The sequence below is a fragment of the Rahnella inusitata genome, from assembly GCF_018288855.1.
Lineage (GTDB): Bacteria > Pseudomonadota > Gammaproteobacteria > Enterobacterales > Enterobacteriaceae > Rahnella > Rahnella inusitata.
The window spans coordinates 4,492,701-4,509,365 of record NZ_CP065024.1 but is presented as its reverse complement, the minus strand read 5'-3'; the positions used below and the strand labels follow the sequence as shown (position 1 = coordinate 4,509,365).

14 protein-coding genes and 2 pseudogenes are annotated in these 16,665 nt (G+C 46.3%); 5 read left to right on the top strand and 11 right to left on the bottom strand.

The genetic code is table 11. The features are described from left to right. Position 1 precedes the first annotated feature (1 nt). The gene (locus I2123_RS21025) at positions 2-1,264 is read left to right on the top strand and encodes a GIY-YIG nuclease family protein (RefSeq protein WP_213051449.1); all 1,263 of its coding nucleotides are present in this window, start codon (positions 2-4) and stop codon (positions 1,262-1,264) included. Between the two features lie 213 nt (positions 1,265-1,477). On the opposite strand, the gene I2123_RS21020 is transcribed toward I2123_RS21025, so the two are convergent. Further along, complete coding sequence (locus I2123_RS21020) at positions 1,478-2,683, bottom strand: helix-turn-helix domain-containing protein (protein WP_213051448.1); 1,206 nt, start codon at positions 2,681-2,683, stop codon at positions 1,478-1,480. Positions 2,684-2,695: 12 nt separating this feature from the next. Beyond that, positions 2,696-3,364, bottom strand: coding sequence for a hypothetical protein (locus I2123_RS21015; protein WP_187485806.1), 669 nt, complete (start codon positions 3,362-3,364; stop codon positions 2,696-2,698). Between the two features lie 311 nt (positions 3,365-3,675). On the opposite strand from I2123_RS21015, the gene I2123_RS21010 reads away from it, so the two are divergent. Both I2123_RS21010 and I2123_RS21005 read left to right on the top strand, forming a co-directional pair. Next, complete coding sequence (locus tag I2123_RS21010) at positions 3,676-5,829, top strand: AAA family ATPase (protein ID WP_213051447.1); 2,154 nt, start codon at positions 3,676-3,678, stop codon at positions 5,827-5,829. Positions 5,830-5,831: 2 nt separating this feature from the next. Continuing rightward, positions 5,832-6,740, top strand: a complete 909-nt coding sequence (locus I2123_RS21005) for an HNH endonuclease family protein (protein ID WP_213051446.1) — start codon at positions 5,832-5,834, stop codon at positions 6,738-6,740. A gap of 146 nt (positions 6,741-6,886) precedes the next feature. Here the strand turns inward: I2123_RS21005 and I2123_RS21000 are convergent, their stop codons facing one another. After that, positions 6,887-7,192, bottom strand: coding sequence for a hypothetical protein (locus tag I2123_RS21000; RefSeq protein WP_213051445.1), 306 nt, complete (start codon positions 7,190-7,192; stop codon positions 6,887-6,889). 241 nt (positions 7,193-7,433) lie between these two features. Here I2123_RS21000 and I2123_RS20995 point away from each other — a divergent pair, with 241 nt between their 5' ends. Continuing rightward, positions 7,434-8,465 carry an IS630-like element ISEc33 family transposase gene (locus I2123_RS20995; protein ID WP_003033020.1) on the top strand — a complete coding sequence of 344 codons (1,032 nt, stop codon included), beginning with the start codon at positions 7,434-7,436 and terminating at the stop codon, positions 8,463-8,465. 5 nt (positions 8,466-8,470) lie between these two features. On the opposite strand, the gene I2123_RS20990 is transcribed toward I2123_RS20995, so the two are convergent. Continuing rightward, entirely contained in the window at positions 8,471-8,896 is a 426-nt protein-coding gene (locus I2123_RS20990) for a hypothetical protein (protein WP_213051444.1), read from the bottom strand. Further along, positions 8,893-10,013, bottom strand: a protein-coding gene (locus tag I2123_RS20985; RefSeq protein ID WP_213051443.1) for an IS3 family transposase whose coding sequence is annotated in 2 segments (ribosomal slippage) — positions 8,893-9,755 and positions 9,755-10,013 — 1,122 coding nt in all. Because the reading frame shifts where the segments join, the coding sequence is not laid out codon by codon here. The genes I2123_RS20990 and I2123_RS20985 overlap by 4 nt, the downstream gene beginning before the upstream one ends. A gap of 68 nt (positions 10,014-10,081) precedes the next feature. Here I2123_RS20985 and I2123_RS20980 point away from each other — a divergent pair. Continuing rightward, a pseudogene (locus tag I2123_RS20980) lies at positions 10,082-10,480 on the top strand (integrase core domain-containing protein); the annotation flags it as partial. A 584-nt stretch (positions 10,481-11,064) separates the two neighbouring features. On the opposite strand, the gene I2123_RS20975 reads toward I2123_RS20980, so the two are convergent. The 6 genes and pseudogenes from I2123_RS20975 to I2123_RS20950 all read right to left on the bottom strand — a co-directional run bounded on the left by I2123_RS20975 (position 11,065) and on the right by I2123_RS20950 (position 16,611). Next, on the bottom strand, positions 11,065-12,732 hold the full coding sequence (locus tag I2123_RS20975; protein ID WP_213051442.1) for a UvrD-helicase domain-containing protein: 1,668 nt from the start codon (positions 12,730-12,732) through the stop codon (positions 11,065-11,067). Next, the gene (locus I2123_RS20970) at positions 12,729-14,666 is read right to left on the bottom strand and encodes an ATP-dependent nuclease (protein WP_213051441.1); all 1,938 of its coding nucleotides are present in this window, start codon (positions 14,664-14,666) and stop codon (positions 12,729-12,731) included. The genes I2123_RS20975 and I2123_RS20970 overlap by 4 nt, the downstream gene beginning before the upstream one ends. A gap of 332 nt (positions 14,667-14,998) precedes the next feature. Beyond that, a pseudogene (locus I2123_RS25600) lies at positions 14,999-15,261 on the bottom strand (integrase core domain-containing protein); the annotation flags it as partial. 179 nt (positions 15,262-15,440) lie between these two features. Then, positions 15,441-15,779: a putative zinc ribbon protein gene (locus tag I2123_RS20960; RefSeq protein ID WP_476727105.1), complete on the bottom strand. Its 339-nt coding sequence runs from the start codon at positions 15,777-15,779 to the stop codon at positions 15,441-15,443. Positions 15,780-15,832: 53 nt separating this feature from the next. Then, positions 15,833-16,267, bottom strand: coding sequence for a putative zinc ribbon protein (locus I2123_RS20955; protein WP_213051438.1), 435 nt, complete (start codon positions 16,265-16,267; stop codon positions 15,833-15,835). A gap of 137 nt (positions 16,268-16,404) precedes the next feature. Then, the gene (locus tag I2123_RS20950; RefSeq protein ID WP_213051437.1) at positions 16,405-16,611 is read right to left on the bottom strand and encodes a helix-turn-helix transcriptional regulator; all 207 of its coding nucleotides are present in this window, start codon (positions 16,609-16,611) and stop codon (positions 16,405-16,407) included. Positions 16,612-16,665: the final 54 nt, after the last annotated feature.

Here is a 16,665-nt window from a genome sequence, read left to right as displayed (position 1 = left end):
TATGCTCAGGCTTTCTCCTGTTCAGCCTCGTCAAAAGGCGACCATTGACGATATTTTTTCCGAAGCTGATGATTTGGGTTTACTGGTGGTTGAACCACTGAAAATATATTCGCCTACCGGTAACCTATCTGTCAGTCGATTAGAAGAGATTAATGCCTTTTATGTGGTTCACGGCCATCCTCCTCTAACCGATTCGGAGGAGTTTAAAGAAACGTTACTTGCTCGACGTCTGAGAGCTCTCAGGGATAACAAACAATGTCATGAGATGTTGAAGCTGTTTGATATCCACGGCTTGCTTGAGGGTGAAAACACAGGGAATATCCCTGAACCATCAGAATCATTACCAGTTCCCCCAGTCGTGGCTGATAAATCTGAGCTGGTCACCTCACTGGAAGATATCTTTGCAGATGACGATGATGGGTTGCTCTCATTTTCTTCACCCGATATTTTCACTTTAAAATATGTTCCTAATGAAAAGAAAACACAACCGGATGAAATTGCAAAACGGCAACCTTGCCCAGATTTCCATCGCTTCGCTCCACTGTTTGAGACAGTCCAGAATTGCCTGAAAACGGGAGCATTTTCGTTTGTACGCTTCCGCCATGAGTTAAAAATTCATGAAGGTGATTTTTTTATTCTCAATGGAGTTATGGGGTATATAGACAAAGTTGGTGAGCGGTTAGAGGAATATGGTCCCTGGAATGCCCGTTTGCATCTGGTATTCGAAAACGGGACTGAGATGAATATGCTTTTCCTTTCACTTACGCATGGTCTGGTACGAGACACCGAAGGCCGCAAAATTATTCTGAACGGACAAAATGTGCGGCCAGATGAGACGCCGGTTCCGACTGGATATGTCTATGTCCTTGCCACTCATAGCAACCAGCCAGCTCTTCAATGTTTTAAACCTGATTTGTATAAAATTGGCTTTACTGAAGGAACTATTGAAGAACGCATTAAGCATGCTGAAAAAGATAAAACCTTCCTCGAAGCCCCAGTTAGGATAGTCATGACTACACAATGTTTCAACATCAACACACACAAACTTGAAGCGCTGATTCATGGTTTTTTAGGGAAGCAACGGCTCAATATCACGTTACGAGGGCTGGATGGAAAGACCTATCATCCTCGCGAATGGTTCCATGCACCTTTAGCGACTGTGCTGTCGGTGATAAAGTACATTCTTGATGGCACTATCTCGCAATATCGAATGGACAATACGACAGGAAAGATTGTAGCTAAGAGAGATGCTGATCATTCATGAGGTAATAAATGATCATATTTAGCCAAAAAATTTAACTATTGTTGTAAAAATAGGATTTAACCTCATCTATGATTTGAGACTTCCCGTGTACACAGACACTTTTTCCCACATTACGTGGGTAGGATCAGATCAGTTCGAAGGGATACGAGCTGACACTACCTTGGGGATCGTAGCGTCAGCCTTTTAAATAGATATTAACGCTGAATCTGTTCTCTAAGATTTTCGATTAAATAAATCAATAACATTAGATCGTTCATCTTCTTTTACTACTGGTGTCAGACTATTCTTGAGTTTAATTTTTGAATTAATATCAAGTAATGGTTTATCTGTTAAAAATCCGCGAGGAAGAGAAAGAATATCCTCAACGTCAACACGAGACATGCTTAATGATTCAAGTAATGTTAATCTAGAAAATGTATTCGTTTCAAATAACAAATTAACACATCGTGGCAGTAATCTCACTGACTCAGGTTTACGAAGGTCATCAAGTGGCTCACCTTTTCTCCAGCCTCGAGCGGAAACGCTTTTATAAAGGCGTTGGTATTCTAGCGGAGAAATAAGTTCCAGTGATTTAGCTCGATGGATCATCGATTGGGCAGACATTCCCCAACGAGTTTTCAGTGAAATAAAATTCTCGAGGGTTGGAAAAGGTGGCAACTCTACCGAAAATGCCTCCTCTGGCAGCATCAAACATGCCGCAAATTTATGAGCCTGCTCTTCAATTGGTTTAAAATTAACGGAATCAAGCCGTTCAACATATCTGTGTAATACGACGTGCCCAAGCTCGTGTGCTGCATCAAAACGACTTCTGTAATAATTATCTTTGTCGCTGGCAAGAATAATGTAAGGACGGTTCTCTGATTCATTCCATTGGGAATACCCATCCATCATCGCACTTCCCTGCTCAAAACGAGAACACACGACTCCTGCATTTTCGATAATTAAAAGCAAATCGTTAATAGGAGCTATTCCCAATCCCCATTGCGTACGACATTTGGCAGCCATCACTTCGATCATTTCATCATCAATTGCACGGTAATCTGTAACATCTAAATGTGGAACATCAATTTCAGGATAATCGAGATATTCTTGTAACGTTGCAGATACCTCCTGCAGCCATCCCATATAGCGTTCAGAAGCACTGCATAGATCTTTCGCTGTGTTTGCCATAGTCCTGAAGAAAACAGGATTATTCTCTTTTTCTACAATAGGTTTGGTAAACCAATTGATAGGGCAATTAAGCACCTGTCCCAAGCTGGCAATAACTTCAGCATCAGGAGCATGGCTGCCATTCTCCCATTTCGTAATCGTAGAGGGGGAGCGTTCAACCAAACGACCTAAATTAATTTTAGACAATCCCCTCGCTTCACGAAGCTGGGTCAATCTCTCCGGTTGAAAACCCGCAATTCCCACTCTCATAATTTCACCACGTTAGTTTTCCTGTTCTTTAAGGCGTTTCTTCAATTGCGGAATAACCTTATCCGGTATAACCGCAACCTGTTCAGTATGATAAAGCTCAAGCAACTCGCCTACTGAACGGTTAAAGTGATATCCTTTCATATTGGTAAATGGAACGACAATCCTTAGATCCAGCATACTATCTTGCGAATGGCTATGAGGTGGGTTGATATTTAAAACCAACATTCCTAGCGTGCCAGCGTTATCTTCAAGTTCATTACGCTCGCTAAATAAATCAGGGGTATAACCCTCAAAACTTTCGTTTAGCTCAGCCAGTAATGAACGATGCTTTGCACCTCGAATGCCTTTCTCATCATAGTTAAGACCAATCCTGCTAATCTTCACTCCTGCAGAGTTAACCACGATGTAACTCTCACCTTTAGGCGTCGTGTCAACATCACAACAAACAATCCCGGAGTTTTCTGCAGCCCGGCGAAAAGCGGCATTTAGAACATAATGCCGTGCCTGAGGGCGAAAGCGGTTTTGCTCTGGCTCACCGAGTTTTGCTGTGCTTCCCATTGTAAGTGCATTTGCAGCCACATAGGCTGTATGGAGTTCTTCTTGAATGTTAAGCCAGAATTCTCGTTGAAAAGCATTAACGATCAGTCCGTTAATGTCTTTCTGAACATCGTCTTTTGTCATTTAGATACCCTGATTGCGTTAAGCAGATTTAATCATAGTTTTTTTTCGTTTTGACGGCAAGCAGAGTTCGTGAGTTTGAGACGTAGGGCCTATTTTGTATAGAAATGCACTGTCAGACATAGGGGCACATGAAAACTGTTGTCTCAGCAATAACTACTAATTGCTGCTATTACATTGCCTTTCTACAAACCTACAAGTCCTGGTTATAATGGCGGTAGCTACTGGAATAATGGTGAAACAGGCGTAATATTACGCTTAATATTCAATCTGTTCGTTGATGGTTTCGCGCATACCTGCTTTACAGGATTCTCATGAGAAAAATTAAAAGACTCAATGCCGACATCCCTGACGTCTTAAAACCGGTTCGCATTGCTCAGGAAGAAAGCAAACTGAGAAAACATTACCTCCAGTCACCGGAATTGCGTCGCTATAGTCGTCCTCCCATCAATACCGAAATTTTCTATGCCGAGAGCGTACGGGCTGCATTACACAAAACTTTCCATAGTCGTTGTGCTTGGTGTGAAACCCACGTCGCGTCTAGGGATGAAGAAGTTGTTCATTTCCGTCCTCTCAGCAATGCAAAAGGACTAAATGATGAGAAGAGTGTGGAGTCTTACGGTTGGTTGGCTTATGTCTGGGACAATCTTTTTATGTCATGCCCTGAGTGTAACCGCGCGCGGCGTAATTACTTTCCTGTAGAATCTTCTCGTGCCCCCGTACTATCTACTTGGGAAGAGTCCAACGCGCTGGAAAGGGTACTACTAATTAACCCATGCCGTGATGATCCGCTCCGGCACCTGTCGCTCAATCGGGACGGGACGCTGAGGGCCTTAACGGATAAAGGAAACCACACTCTCCTGATTTTTGGTCTGAATAGGTCTGAGCTCGTGTTTACCCGAACGGAACAGATCCGCATTGTTCACTCTCTTATCCTTGATGGGGCTAGCCCCGTTGAAGAGTTCAAAAATTATTATTCAAGTGATAAATGTCTCCTTGGGGTTACTAATTTCATTGTGGCGGCGTTGTTAAAGGAATATGTCGGAGAACGAGGAACCCACTCTACGATTAAAGTTGAATCCTTCATTAAAGATAGTCTGCAACAAAACCATTTTGTCTTTGACCCACCTGTAACGACTGGTATTGAAATATACAAAGAACCTGTAAGGTTAGTTATTCCGGAAACTTATTACAAAAATCTTGCAAAAAAATTAGATGATGAGTCTCGAGCTGCTCTTCATTTAAAATCCATTGAGATTCAAAACTTTAAAGGGCTCAACCATTTCGCCCTAAACCTGAAACACAGCGAATCGAAATCCCTAGCACCCTGTACGATGCTTCTTGGTGAAAATGCCACAGGTAAAAGTTCAATCCTACAGTCTATTGCTTTGGCAATGATGACCCAAGCTCAGCGGAAAAAATTACACCTTAGTTACGACGACTTTATTGCCCGAGACAATGGCGAGTGGACTGTAGATATTATTCAACCAGCGATGATCAGGTTAAAATTTAATGATGATTCAATGAGCACTTTTAGTATCGATGAGGAATTCAACGCACGGGGAGAGCGGGCTAACGACATTGTTTTTCTGGCCTATGGTGCCAGGCGCTTTGTGAAGCCACGTAAACGTGGGGGCAAGAGCAAAAGTACTGTAAGTAACACGTTATTCAATCCGGTTGCTCTACTTTCAAATCCAACTGGGTGGCTGCAGGAGTGTAAGGAACAGGTGTTTCTGTCGGTTGCCAAGGCAATGAAAGAGATACTTGCTCTAAAACAGGATGACATCATTTTTCGCAATGAGCAAAGCCACATCATGGTGCAAGCACACAAACGTAATACACCGCTGGAAAACATGAGTGATGGTTACAAGGCGTTGTTTTATGTTGCTATCGATATAATGCGTCACATGTTGGATCGTTGGGATAATCTTGAATATGCGTCAGGGATAGTCATTATTGATGAAATCGAAACGCACTTACATCCACGATGGAAAATGCAAGTGGTGGGGGCCTTCCGGCGTGCTATGCCTAATGTTCAGTTCATCTTTACTACCCACGACCCGCTTTGCTTGCGGGGGATGTATGACGGTGAAGTTCATGTTTTAAAACGTGATGAAACGCACATCATCACCGAAGAAGACGATCTTCCAGGGTTCCAAGGTTTGAGAACGGAACAGCTACTGACTTCCGAATATTTTGGTCTGCTCTCTCCTAACGATCCGGAGTTGGAACGGAAGCTGGAAGAAATAACCCTACAGGGAGAGGGCAATCAAGCGACCTATATTCTTCAGATTGAACGTGAACTCAGTGAAATGACGGTGCTGGGTACGACCCTGAGCCAGCGTGTAGTACATGAGGCGCTGGCTCGATATTTGGATGCCGTAACGCGAAAACGGCCAAAGGCCAAAGATATAAAAGAGGATGCCATCAGAGCTATCCTGAATGTTCTCAAGCACAAAGGTTACTGAGCATGCTTAAAGTTGATCGCTCGATCGAGCCGGTGCCAGACTCACTTACCACTGTTGGTAATGCTGTGGATAATGAGCGTGTTGCCGCGCGAACATATTACACAGCTATACCAGTACCCACCAAAACATATAAATTTAAGAGATATAAAGAAGAAGATATCGTAGCGGCGCTGGAACACCTTTTTCATGGGAAATGTGCCTACTGCGAAAGTAAATACATCGGTACTCAGAAAATGGATGTTGAACATTACCGCCCGAAAGGAAAAGTGAATGAGAATCTGGGACACCCTGGTTACTGGTGGCTAGCACTGGAGTGGAATAATTTATTGCCATCTTGCACGGATTGTAACCGCCGCCGTGGACAGAAGTCCTATACTCTGCAAGCCGATGGCACCATTGTTTCTGCTAATGAGGCTGAAAATGCGGGTAAGGAGTGCGCCTTTCCTGTATCCGGAGCCTATCGGGCTCAGGTAAGCCAAGACGACCTAAGCCTTGAAGTACCCTTGTTGATTAATCCTTGCGATCATGATCCTGATGACCATCTTATTTGGCATATCAATAATCTGAAAATCCCTATACTGCTTGCAAAATCAGTGGATAATCTCCCAGATGAGAAAGGTGTAAAAAGTATTGAAGTTATGGGACTAAATCGCTTTGGGCTGGTGACAGTGCGAGCGGAGGTGCTGCAACCTGTTGCAGTTCAAGTGAGAAGTATTTCCGAGTTGATAGATATCACGGCGAGTATGTCATCCTGCGAGGCTCGGGATCGTTGTCTCGCGAAGATCGGGCGAGATATTGATGCGCTGCAGGCCTGCTATGAACCTGATCGGGAATATGCTGCAATGGTAAAATCTTACATTGATTCACATATGGAAAACCTTAAAAGAGATCTCTCTTGGTTGTTGGCATGATTTAAACGGTGGCGCCGTTATTACTGTTATGGAGTGCCCTCGCTTCAGTAGACAATTCCTGTCCTCGCAGCGAGGCTTTTCCTAAGGTCTTAGTACTGGCTTGATGCTTAGGAATATACAAGCTCAACACATTAATTGCGTAATGATTATATTTTTGATTTCAACAAGAACTCGAGTGCCCTATATCCATCATCGTTATTAATTAATAATCCTATTATATCCTCTGAGTTGAGAATAAAAGGCTCATGCTTATATATCATGGCAAAAAACCGTTGAGCTAAAACGTTACCCGCCCGATGAAATGCAGCCTGGTCGCCAGAAGTTGTTTGTCCCGGAAAAAATACCGACATAGCGGCTGTACCTAGAGCTCTCATGCCCCTTGATGGTGTGGAATAATCCCAGTGCCAGCGCCCTTTCGTTGGACAAAACGTTGCATTTTCGTCAGTAAGCATATAACCCCACTCCTTGCTGTCCAACATCCACTGTGGAGCAAGCAGGGGGTGTTGCGGGCTCAGTGTGACTTCATGTGTGCGGCCATTGCCATAGAGTTCAATATCCAACCCCTGAAAATGATGCTTTGCCAGTTTAACTAAATAGCTGCGCGGAATAGTAGATCACTGAAAGGGAACTCAGCCCGGATTGCGCGATCTGATCATTCGCCAAACCAACCAAAACCACCAACCGGACTGAGCGATGCCGATCATAGCACCAATACCCCGTGGCGAACGACGCCTGATGCAGAAAGCTATTCATAAAACGCGCGATAAAAATCATGCCCGCAGACTCACGGCCATGCTGATGCTTCATCGGGGTGAACGGGTCAGCGATGTTGCCAGAACTCTCTGTTGTGCCCGTTCATCCGTTGGTCGCTGGATTAACTGGTTTACGCACTCAGGTATTGAAGGCCTGAAATCCTTACCCGCAGGGCGCTCCCGACGCTGGCCTTTTGAACATATCTGCACCCTGTTACGTGAGCTGATAAAGCATTCTCCCGGCGATTTTGGTTATCAACGTTCACGCTGGAGCACCGAATTACTGGCAATAAAAATCAATGAGATAACCGGTTGCCAGTTACATGCAGGAACCGTTCGCCGCTGGTTGCCATCTGCGGGGCTTGTATGGCGCAGGGCCGCGCCAACTCTGCGCATCCGTGACCCACATAAAGATGAAAAGATGGCGGTAATCCACAAAGCGCTGGATGAATGCAACGCAGAGCATCCGGTATTTTATGAAGATGAAGTGGATATTCACCTTAATCCTAAAATCGGTGCGGACTGGCAGTTGCGCGGACAGCAGAAACGGGTAGTGACGCCGGGGCAGAACGAAAAATACTATCTGGCCGGCGCACTGCACAGTGGCACGGGTAAAGTCAGCTACGTGGGCGGCAACAGCAAAAGTTCAGCGCTGTTTATCGCTCTGCTGAAGCACCTGAAAGCCACTTACCGGCGGGCGAAAACAATCACGCTGATCGTTGATAACTACATTATCCATAAAAGCCGCGAAACACAGCGCTGGTTGAAAGCAAATCCCAAGTTCAGGGTAATTTACCAGCCGGTTTACTCGCCGTGGGTGAATCATGTGGAACGGCTATGGCAGGCACTTCATGACACGATAACCCGTAATCATCAGTGCCGCTCAATGTGGCAGTTACTGAAAAAGGTCCGCCATTTTATGGAAACCGCCAGCCCATTCCCCGGAGGAAAACATGGTCAGGCAAAAGTGTAGCGGTATTAGGCGCAGCTATTTAGGTCACTCGAGGCTATTTTTTTCTTAATCCAGATACTCATTTCGGCTTGAGAGATCCCCTCTGCCAAAGCATACATTTCATTACCAATAAATAAATTACGTTTATGTAATTCAGCAAGGTCTAGGTAAGCCCTGCCTGCAAGTGGGGCCGGGAGGTCTCGAATGCAATCAGACTCGAATATCAGAGGAATAATTTTCACTTGATCTTCGTGAGCAATTTTTTCAAGAATTTGCAATTCGCGGTGTAAGCCGGAACCTACCGTTTTTGCTGAGTGTAAATAGTCAGCATCACATATGCAGAACACTTTAATAGGACGATGTGTGAGTGCTTTATGAATACACGCATCAATGGACTCACCGAAGCCAATCGTATCTCGTGACCTGCCCCCAGGATTAGATACAACGCTCACTTAGTAATGTCGGATCCTTCACTCTCAGAATTACCCTTTCTCCAGGCCGCCGCAAATTCAGACGGCGTCTGATAATTCAGCGCGGAGTGCGGGCGGCACTCATTATAATCCTGACGCCATTCACTGATGGTTTTCCTGGCATGACTGACGTCACTGAACCAATGTTCATTCAGGCATTCATCGCGAAAGCGTCCGTTAAAACTCTCAATAAATCCGTTCTGTGTAGGCTTGCCGGGCTGGATAAGCCGCAGTTCTACGCCATGCTCAAAGGCCCATTGATCGAGCGCGCGGCAGGTAAATTCCGGGCCTTGATCAGTTCTTATCGTAGCCGGGTAGCCGCGAAACAGCGCAATGCTGTCCAGAATACGCGTGACCTGCACACCCGAAATCCCAAAGGCAACAGTGACCGTCAGGCATTCCTTCGTGAAGTCGTCCACGCAGGTAAGGCACTTGATCCTGCGACCGGTGGCCAATGCGTCCATGACGAAATCCATCGACCAGGTCAGATTGGGCGCCGCCGGACGGAGCAGCGGCAGACGTTCTGTTGCCAGCCCTTTACGACGTCTTCTGCGTTTTACGCCCAGGCCACTGAGGTGATAAAGCCGGTACACGCGCTTATGATTAACATGAAGCCCTTCACGGCGCAGCAACTGCCAGATGCGACGGTAGCCAAAACGCCTGCGCTCCAGTGCCAGCTCAGTGATGCGCCCTGATAAATGTGCATCTGCAGCCGGACGCTGAGCCTCATAGCGGCAGGTCGACAGGGATAAACCTGTGAGTCTGCAGGCACGACGTTGCGACAGACCGGTCGCATCACACATCAACACCACTGCTTCCCGCTTCTGGTCTGTCGTCAGTACTTTCGCCCCAGAGCCACCTGAAGCGCCTCCTTATCCAGCATGGCTTCGGCAAGCAGCTTCTTGAGTCTGGCGTTCTCTTCTTCAAGCGACTTCAGGCGCTTAACCTCAGGCACCTCCATACCACCATACTTCTTACGCCAGGTGTAAAACGTGGCATCGGAAATGGCGTGCTTGCGGCAGAGTTCACGGGCGGATACTCCGGCTTCGGCCTCGCGGAGAATACTGATGATCTGTTGGTCGGAAAAACGCTTCTTCATGGGGATGTCCTCATGTGGCTTATGAAGACATTACTAATATCGGGGTGTACTAATCAACGGGGAGCAGGTCAGCGAGCACGGGAGGCTACGACAGTTCGACCGTGCAGGATGTGATGCTGAGGTCGGTAGAAAAGCGCTTCGGCGGCAGGTTACCGGACAGATCGGTGCAGTGGCTGACGGATAACGGTTCAGCGTATACCGCGCATGAAACGCGGAGGTTCGCCAGAGAGCTGAATCTGGAGCCCTGCACAACAGCGGTGAGCAGTCCGCAGAGTAATGGCATGGCCGAACGGTTCGTGAAAACGATGAAGGAAGACTATATCGCGTTCATGCCAAAACCGGATGTGAGAACAGCCCTGCGAAACCTTGCAGCAGCGTTCACGCATTACAATGAAAACCACCCGCACAGCGCGCTGGGATATCACTCCCCGAGGGAATACCGGCGGCAGCGGGCATCGTTAACTTAAGATACAAAAGCTGTCCGGAGATGGCGGGTCAAGATCAACTTCTGTCATCCATAACTGCACTACCTCGCTATTCACAAAAATTATTGATCCCATGTTAGCACTTAGGGCGATTGAGTCGACTTCAAATGGCTATCTTTGCATTTTATGCCGAAACAGCTACTGGCCGAAAATTGCCCAATCTAGCTCTCAGCAAAACCAAATAGTAGCAAGGTGAATTCCGGTATCCTGTGCCTGGCATTATGAGCGGCTCGTTTTCTACAACGCAGAATCTTAGCGGCAGTAGATTGACGATTGAAAACCACATCACAAAAGGGGGGATAATAATGCGCTGCCAACAGCTGATGATATCAGCAATAGATAACTTAAATATTTAGAATTCACACTATTGAATGCATATTTACGACTTCAGCCTTTACTCCGAAATGCGCTTTGTCGTTCCCGTTTGAGTATTAAATACTTCAACTCCAGACGTTGCGATCTTCATCCCCGTTTTTCTTAGGGTCGATAAATTGGCAGTGATACACTGAATACTCAGCCAGAAAAAGGCTTCCAGTGCATTTATCTACAATCCGGCGAGAGCTATATTACTTAACAAACGGCAGGACGTAGCCCATATACTCTGCTTGAACAGAGCGATGATTATCCCATCGTTTCGTATAATCAGCAGGGCGTTCGCGTTGTTCTGAATGAGTGAGTACTATTCTCCTTTTCGCTCGAGAAACTCCAACAAAAAATGCGCAGCGATTTTCATCCTGATTACCAAAGAAAATTTCATTTTCTACTGCCATGATAACGACAGAATCGAATTCCAACCCCTTGCTTTTGTGAATTGTAAGAATGCGGACTGCTTGGTCATCTGCAAAACGCCCGAGTGTTTGAGGCAAGTTTGGTTCAATCTTAAGTAAATCTTCAATTCGTACTCGGGTATCGCGGACAACTTCTAGCAGACGTTTACGGGATTCGTAATCAGGAGACAAAGCTACGAGAGTTTCGAAACCGATATGCTTTAAGAAAGCTCTCACAAAATCCCACCAACCAGAGAAAGGTGAATTAAATAGTTCAGCAATCGCGGCTTCTTTGCGATGTTTTTTTAGTAAGCGGTCAAGATCCTTTCGCTCACTGGACTGGGTTTCATCGTCGGCAAAAGGAATCAACTGGTTCATCAAACGGATCCAAGCTTTAGGTTCACGTTGACCGTAGAGGCATGATAAATAATCTACGATTAAGCGAGCTGCTGGTTCGACAGTAATGTCCTGCATTTGCTGCTCGTTACGATATGGAATTCCACGCGCTTCCAGCTCTGCCATAAGATGGTCAGCGTAGAGATCCAGCTGTTTAGATACTAGGACTGCAATATCAGCGGGTGGTAATTGCTCTGTATTGATCCAACTATTAATTAGATCCGCCAAATAAATAGCCTCCTCTTTGCTATTTTCAAAACGCCATGCATAAACCTCACCTCCGTCGCCATCCAATTGTTCGTCTGGCATGACAGAAGTAGGATCAAGCGTACGAATAATTTCGTTCTGAACTCGCAACAATTGTGGCTTAGAACGGAAATTACGATACATGTTAAGTGGTACTGCATTAAAATCATTTGCAAAGGATTGGAAAATTCCGTCCAGCGCCCCCGCCCAGCTCATGATTTTTTGCTTAGTATCGCCCACCGCAGTGAGGCGAATTTGAGTACATTGAAAAGCTAGCTTAACCAAGTCGTACTGTAAATTCGTGCAATCCTGAAACTCATCCAGAAAAACATCACTGTAAGTCTGTCGAATCGCATTTCGGGCTATTCTGGAGGTCTGTAATATCTGAATAGCGAGCCGTACTAGATCACCGAATTCTATCTGAACGCGAGAAGGCCCGTTTTTTTTGTCTACGATGTTATACCCAGCATCTAGGGCATCCTTTCCCGTGAGTACTAGTCTGAAACGATCAATGATGCGCTTGGCGAATGCATGAAAAGTATAGCTGTCGAAGCGCGAGGCGAGATTTGCCCCACACCGCCTTTCGACACGTTCTTTTAGATTTCTACTGGCATCAACTTTGAACGAAATTGCCAGAATCCGTTTAGGGTATCGGCATGTCCCTGTACGCAAAAGGAAATCCGCTCGTTGCGCAAGCATTTCCGTTTTACCGGCACCCGGCCCAGCAGTGAGCGCAAGACAACGCGCATGCTCCTTCACCGCACGCAACGCATTTGGTTCAAGCGTCAACCCATCTGCGGGTTGCCATGCTTCAACGGCAATCATTCAGGTAGCTCCGCTAGTTTGACAATGACGGCATCAGCTAGTTTGCTAAGTGACTCAGGCATTTTTGCGAGTAATTCCTGGTCACTCAACTTACCTAATGCATCAATGTGTGCTGCTGGTTTGCTTCCAAGTTTGAAGCGCTGATGATACGTAGCGAACAAATTCTGCTCGTCTTCACTATATTGAGAAACATCGTGATAGCTTTTACCAAGCACAGCTTTGATTGTTGACTCATCCGGCTTCTCTTTAGCAACACTATAGGCTTCTGGATAAGCCAAGAGCATGGAAAAGTCGAGATCCATTGGGCAGGAAAAAAACACACCTTTTTTCTTAAGCTCGATGAAGATATCAGCTTGTCCACTTTGATCCTCATTTTTAAAAAAATGATGGCTTCTTATTGGTGTTACATCATTATTCCACCTTGAAATCTCCCAACTGGCTGGAAGTACTTTGCTTGGCTCATATGCAGTAAGCTGATCATTAACGTACTTGATTCGTCCCCAGCCAGCGGCGTAACGAGCCACATCGAGATCAAGCAATGTCAGATAGGGGATCTGCAACGCTGAAAGCAAACGCCAAAAATGATTAACATGCCTACCGCCTAATGGAGCTATCGTGACTGCTGACTCATCAACTGGCGCACCTTTGGCCTGAAGCAAACGCGGCAATACAATCTCTTCACTATCACCTTCGCCAAGTACTACCAGACGCGAGAAATAGATTTCAGGAAATGCCTGGACGGCTTCCCTTACAAACTTGTGTGCTTCATTAGTTTTCTCTGGTAATTGGATGCATGTGACACGTGTCTTCCTAGCCTCTGTAAGCCGCAGATAACGTATTAACTCAGGGGCAACTCGACGCAACATTGTGGGAGCATGAGTTGCAATAAGAGCTTGTGCATCCGCATTTTTCGTCATGGTATTCAAAGCACTGACAATACGTCCCAGGTAGTGAGGAGAAAGACTATTTTCTGGTTCCTCAAGTGCGACCAGTGTAAAGACCGGTGGACGTAATTTATCGGGATCGAAAGATACATCTTCTTCGGCGAGCACGGCTCTACCAATCGCCTGAGACGATAGGACTAAGGAAAGGTAAAGCATTGATTTTTGGCCATCACTCAAACGCGAAAAATCGACAAGCGAACCATCATGGCCGGGAGTAAACGAAACCGACAAATGTCGTAACAAGGCTTCAATCTCAGATGCCACAAATGTGATTTTAGGATCAGCAAAAAATTTGCCTTTGTGTAGAGTGGCCCAAGTCGTTTTCAAACTTTCACTGAAAGCGTTGACTGAAGGGTTTGCTGCAAGGCTGTCACTTATTTGATCGGTCAGCCCCTTAATCGTATCGCGCTCAGCATCCCAACGTACGGCGCGAAGTAAACGCCCGAGTAAAGCGTTCGCGCCGTAAGCAATATGGTCTGCAGGGTCACGTCTGGCAGGTAAGTAGTGGATCTGGATATGATTGCGTTCTGCTCGTGGTACCTGCGCGGTATTTTGAGGAGAGCCATCAGCATTGATATCTAAGACATACACTAAGTTTTCGTCGATGTCCCCATCAAGTCCCATAGTGGCCGTGAGGCGGAAACGCACACGAGGAATACCTTCCTGCTCATCAAGTCGCATGTGGCCAAAATGAGGAGCTACGGTACTGTTATCCTCGTCCTCAGTAAGTTCGGGAAATAGAAAATCAGCTTCTACCCACAGCTGGCGCTCAGGAGGAGCCTCTTCTTCATCAAAAGGGACATGGAAATCTGAACGATGGACACGACGCAATGTTGGATCGAAAGCAAAGAGTCTGCATAAAGCCTGGAGTACTGCAGTTTTACCTGAACCATTAGGACCGATTAGATAAGTAATATCTTCCAAACTAAGTTCGGTAGGTTCCTGACCAAAAGACTGAAAACCGGATAACCGAATTGTATTTAGCTTCATGTATTCTCCAGGTTATTAATCGTGCTTTCCAGCTATCTTCAATAAGACATGACCGTTCTAATAAAATATTAGTATTTTCCATGATTAAAATCTGGGAACATTGCCAGTAAACAATAGATCGAATCTTGAACTTTTTCGCAAACTCTTATGATTATTTTTTATTAAAAATCAATTAATTAAATTCTTCAGTCGGGCTGATTTATGCAGCAGACTGCGTCAGTAAATAATTCATTTGACCTGCCTGCAAGATTAGATACCACGCCCAATTAGTAATGTCGGATCCTTGGCCCGCTCCTCGTATTTGATCAAGCCATAATCAGGAATAACCAGCTTCATTCTGGCTGCATATTCTGGCAACCGGCAGATTTTTCGGCAAATTCGGAGGGTGTCATCCAGCCCAGTGAAGAATGGGACGACTCTGGTTATAGTGTATGCGCTAGGCCTCGATTTTGCACCGTGCATTCTCCAGAGGTACGAACCAGTTCTCGTTCAGACATTCCTGCCTTAACCTGCCGTTGAAGGACTCCAACATAGCGTTGTCCGTCGGTGTTCCCGGGCGTGAGAAGTCGATCCTTATCCCTCTTTCATACACCCACTGCCCAAAATTTCCCCTGCAAATTCAGATCATTATCGGTTTTCAGCAACTGCGGTAAAGAACGCCTGAGCGCTATACTGTTCAGTATTCCCCCACGCATATCCCCAGGCATTCGCGGGTGTAAGAATGTTTTTAATAGGAAGCGGTATCGCCTAATAACATTGAGCCGTACGGATAATTCAGGCGTAATTCGCCTGCCAGTTTACTTCTTCAATGCTGTAGATCCCGGTACCGCACGCACTGCATAACTTGGCCCCGTGATAATGGCTGCCACACCATGCGCAGTACCATGACAGCACGTTAGCAGGAGCGTCTAGCTCGCCGATAACCTTGCGTAGTTGGTTTAACCGGACGTCGGCCTTGACCTGCGGATCCAAGTGCGCACAGTTCATCAGTACATTCGTGGCGACGGTGTGCTGATCATGCTCGAACCAGGGGGACTCCCCGGGCAAGCCAGCATGAAGCACCAAGGGACAACCGCACGAGACACAGGTCCATTCCCTGCTGGGTGAACGCATCGCATGTTTTGTTACAACAAACTCCCCGGTCCTGTTGCTTGCCAGATAACACTTCAGCATGCGCATGCGGCACCTCCCGCTACGGTAGTGAGCAGTAGCGGTGTCACCAACGCCACTTCCTTACTGTAAGCCCCTGTACGACAACTGCGGCAGTAACGTTCTCCGTGGTAGTGGCTGCCACAACCAGCACACTGCCAATCAGCCTTACGCACCACTGGGTGTGGATCATTCACCAGATATCGTAGTCTCTGCATAAGATGCCATTCCCCGAGAACGACAATTACGTAGGGACAATGTTGGCGACCATTCTTAGTGAGAGCTTCTGCGGTATGTTCAAACCAAGGGCGATGCGTGCCCCACTCCGGATGAAAGACCAGCGCACTTTTGCACAGGTGACAGGTGTATTGGTCGTAAGGGTATGTTTTTGCTGTGGTCGCCGAAGTCAGGCGTCCACGTGAAGCATGGGCAATAAAAGATTTGGCATACATGGGGTTGTTCCTTACCGCCAGACGACACGCAGGCGAAAGCAGTCCCGGGATGGGCAGACTTACGGAATGCGAATGGCGGAGTGTGATTCAGGTTGGGTCGGTGAGTCGTGGATTTAGGGGGCTGGCGGAGTGATGAGTTACGAGCGGGACTGCGCAATACGCTCCTGCATCCAGCTTTCCACTTCGCTTTTCAGCCAGCGAGAGCTACGTCCGAGCTTGATGGGCTTAGGGAAGACTCCGTCCTGAATAAGTTTATAAAACCACTTGTCGGTCATCCCGGTAAACGTCGTGATAAATGTCATATCAACAAACTGATCGGCCAGTAAGGGAAGGGTGGTAGTCATAATGAATATCTCCGGTAGGTAAATAAAACCCGGAGTCGGTGGTTATTGGGGTTA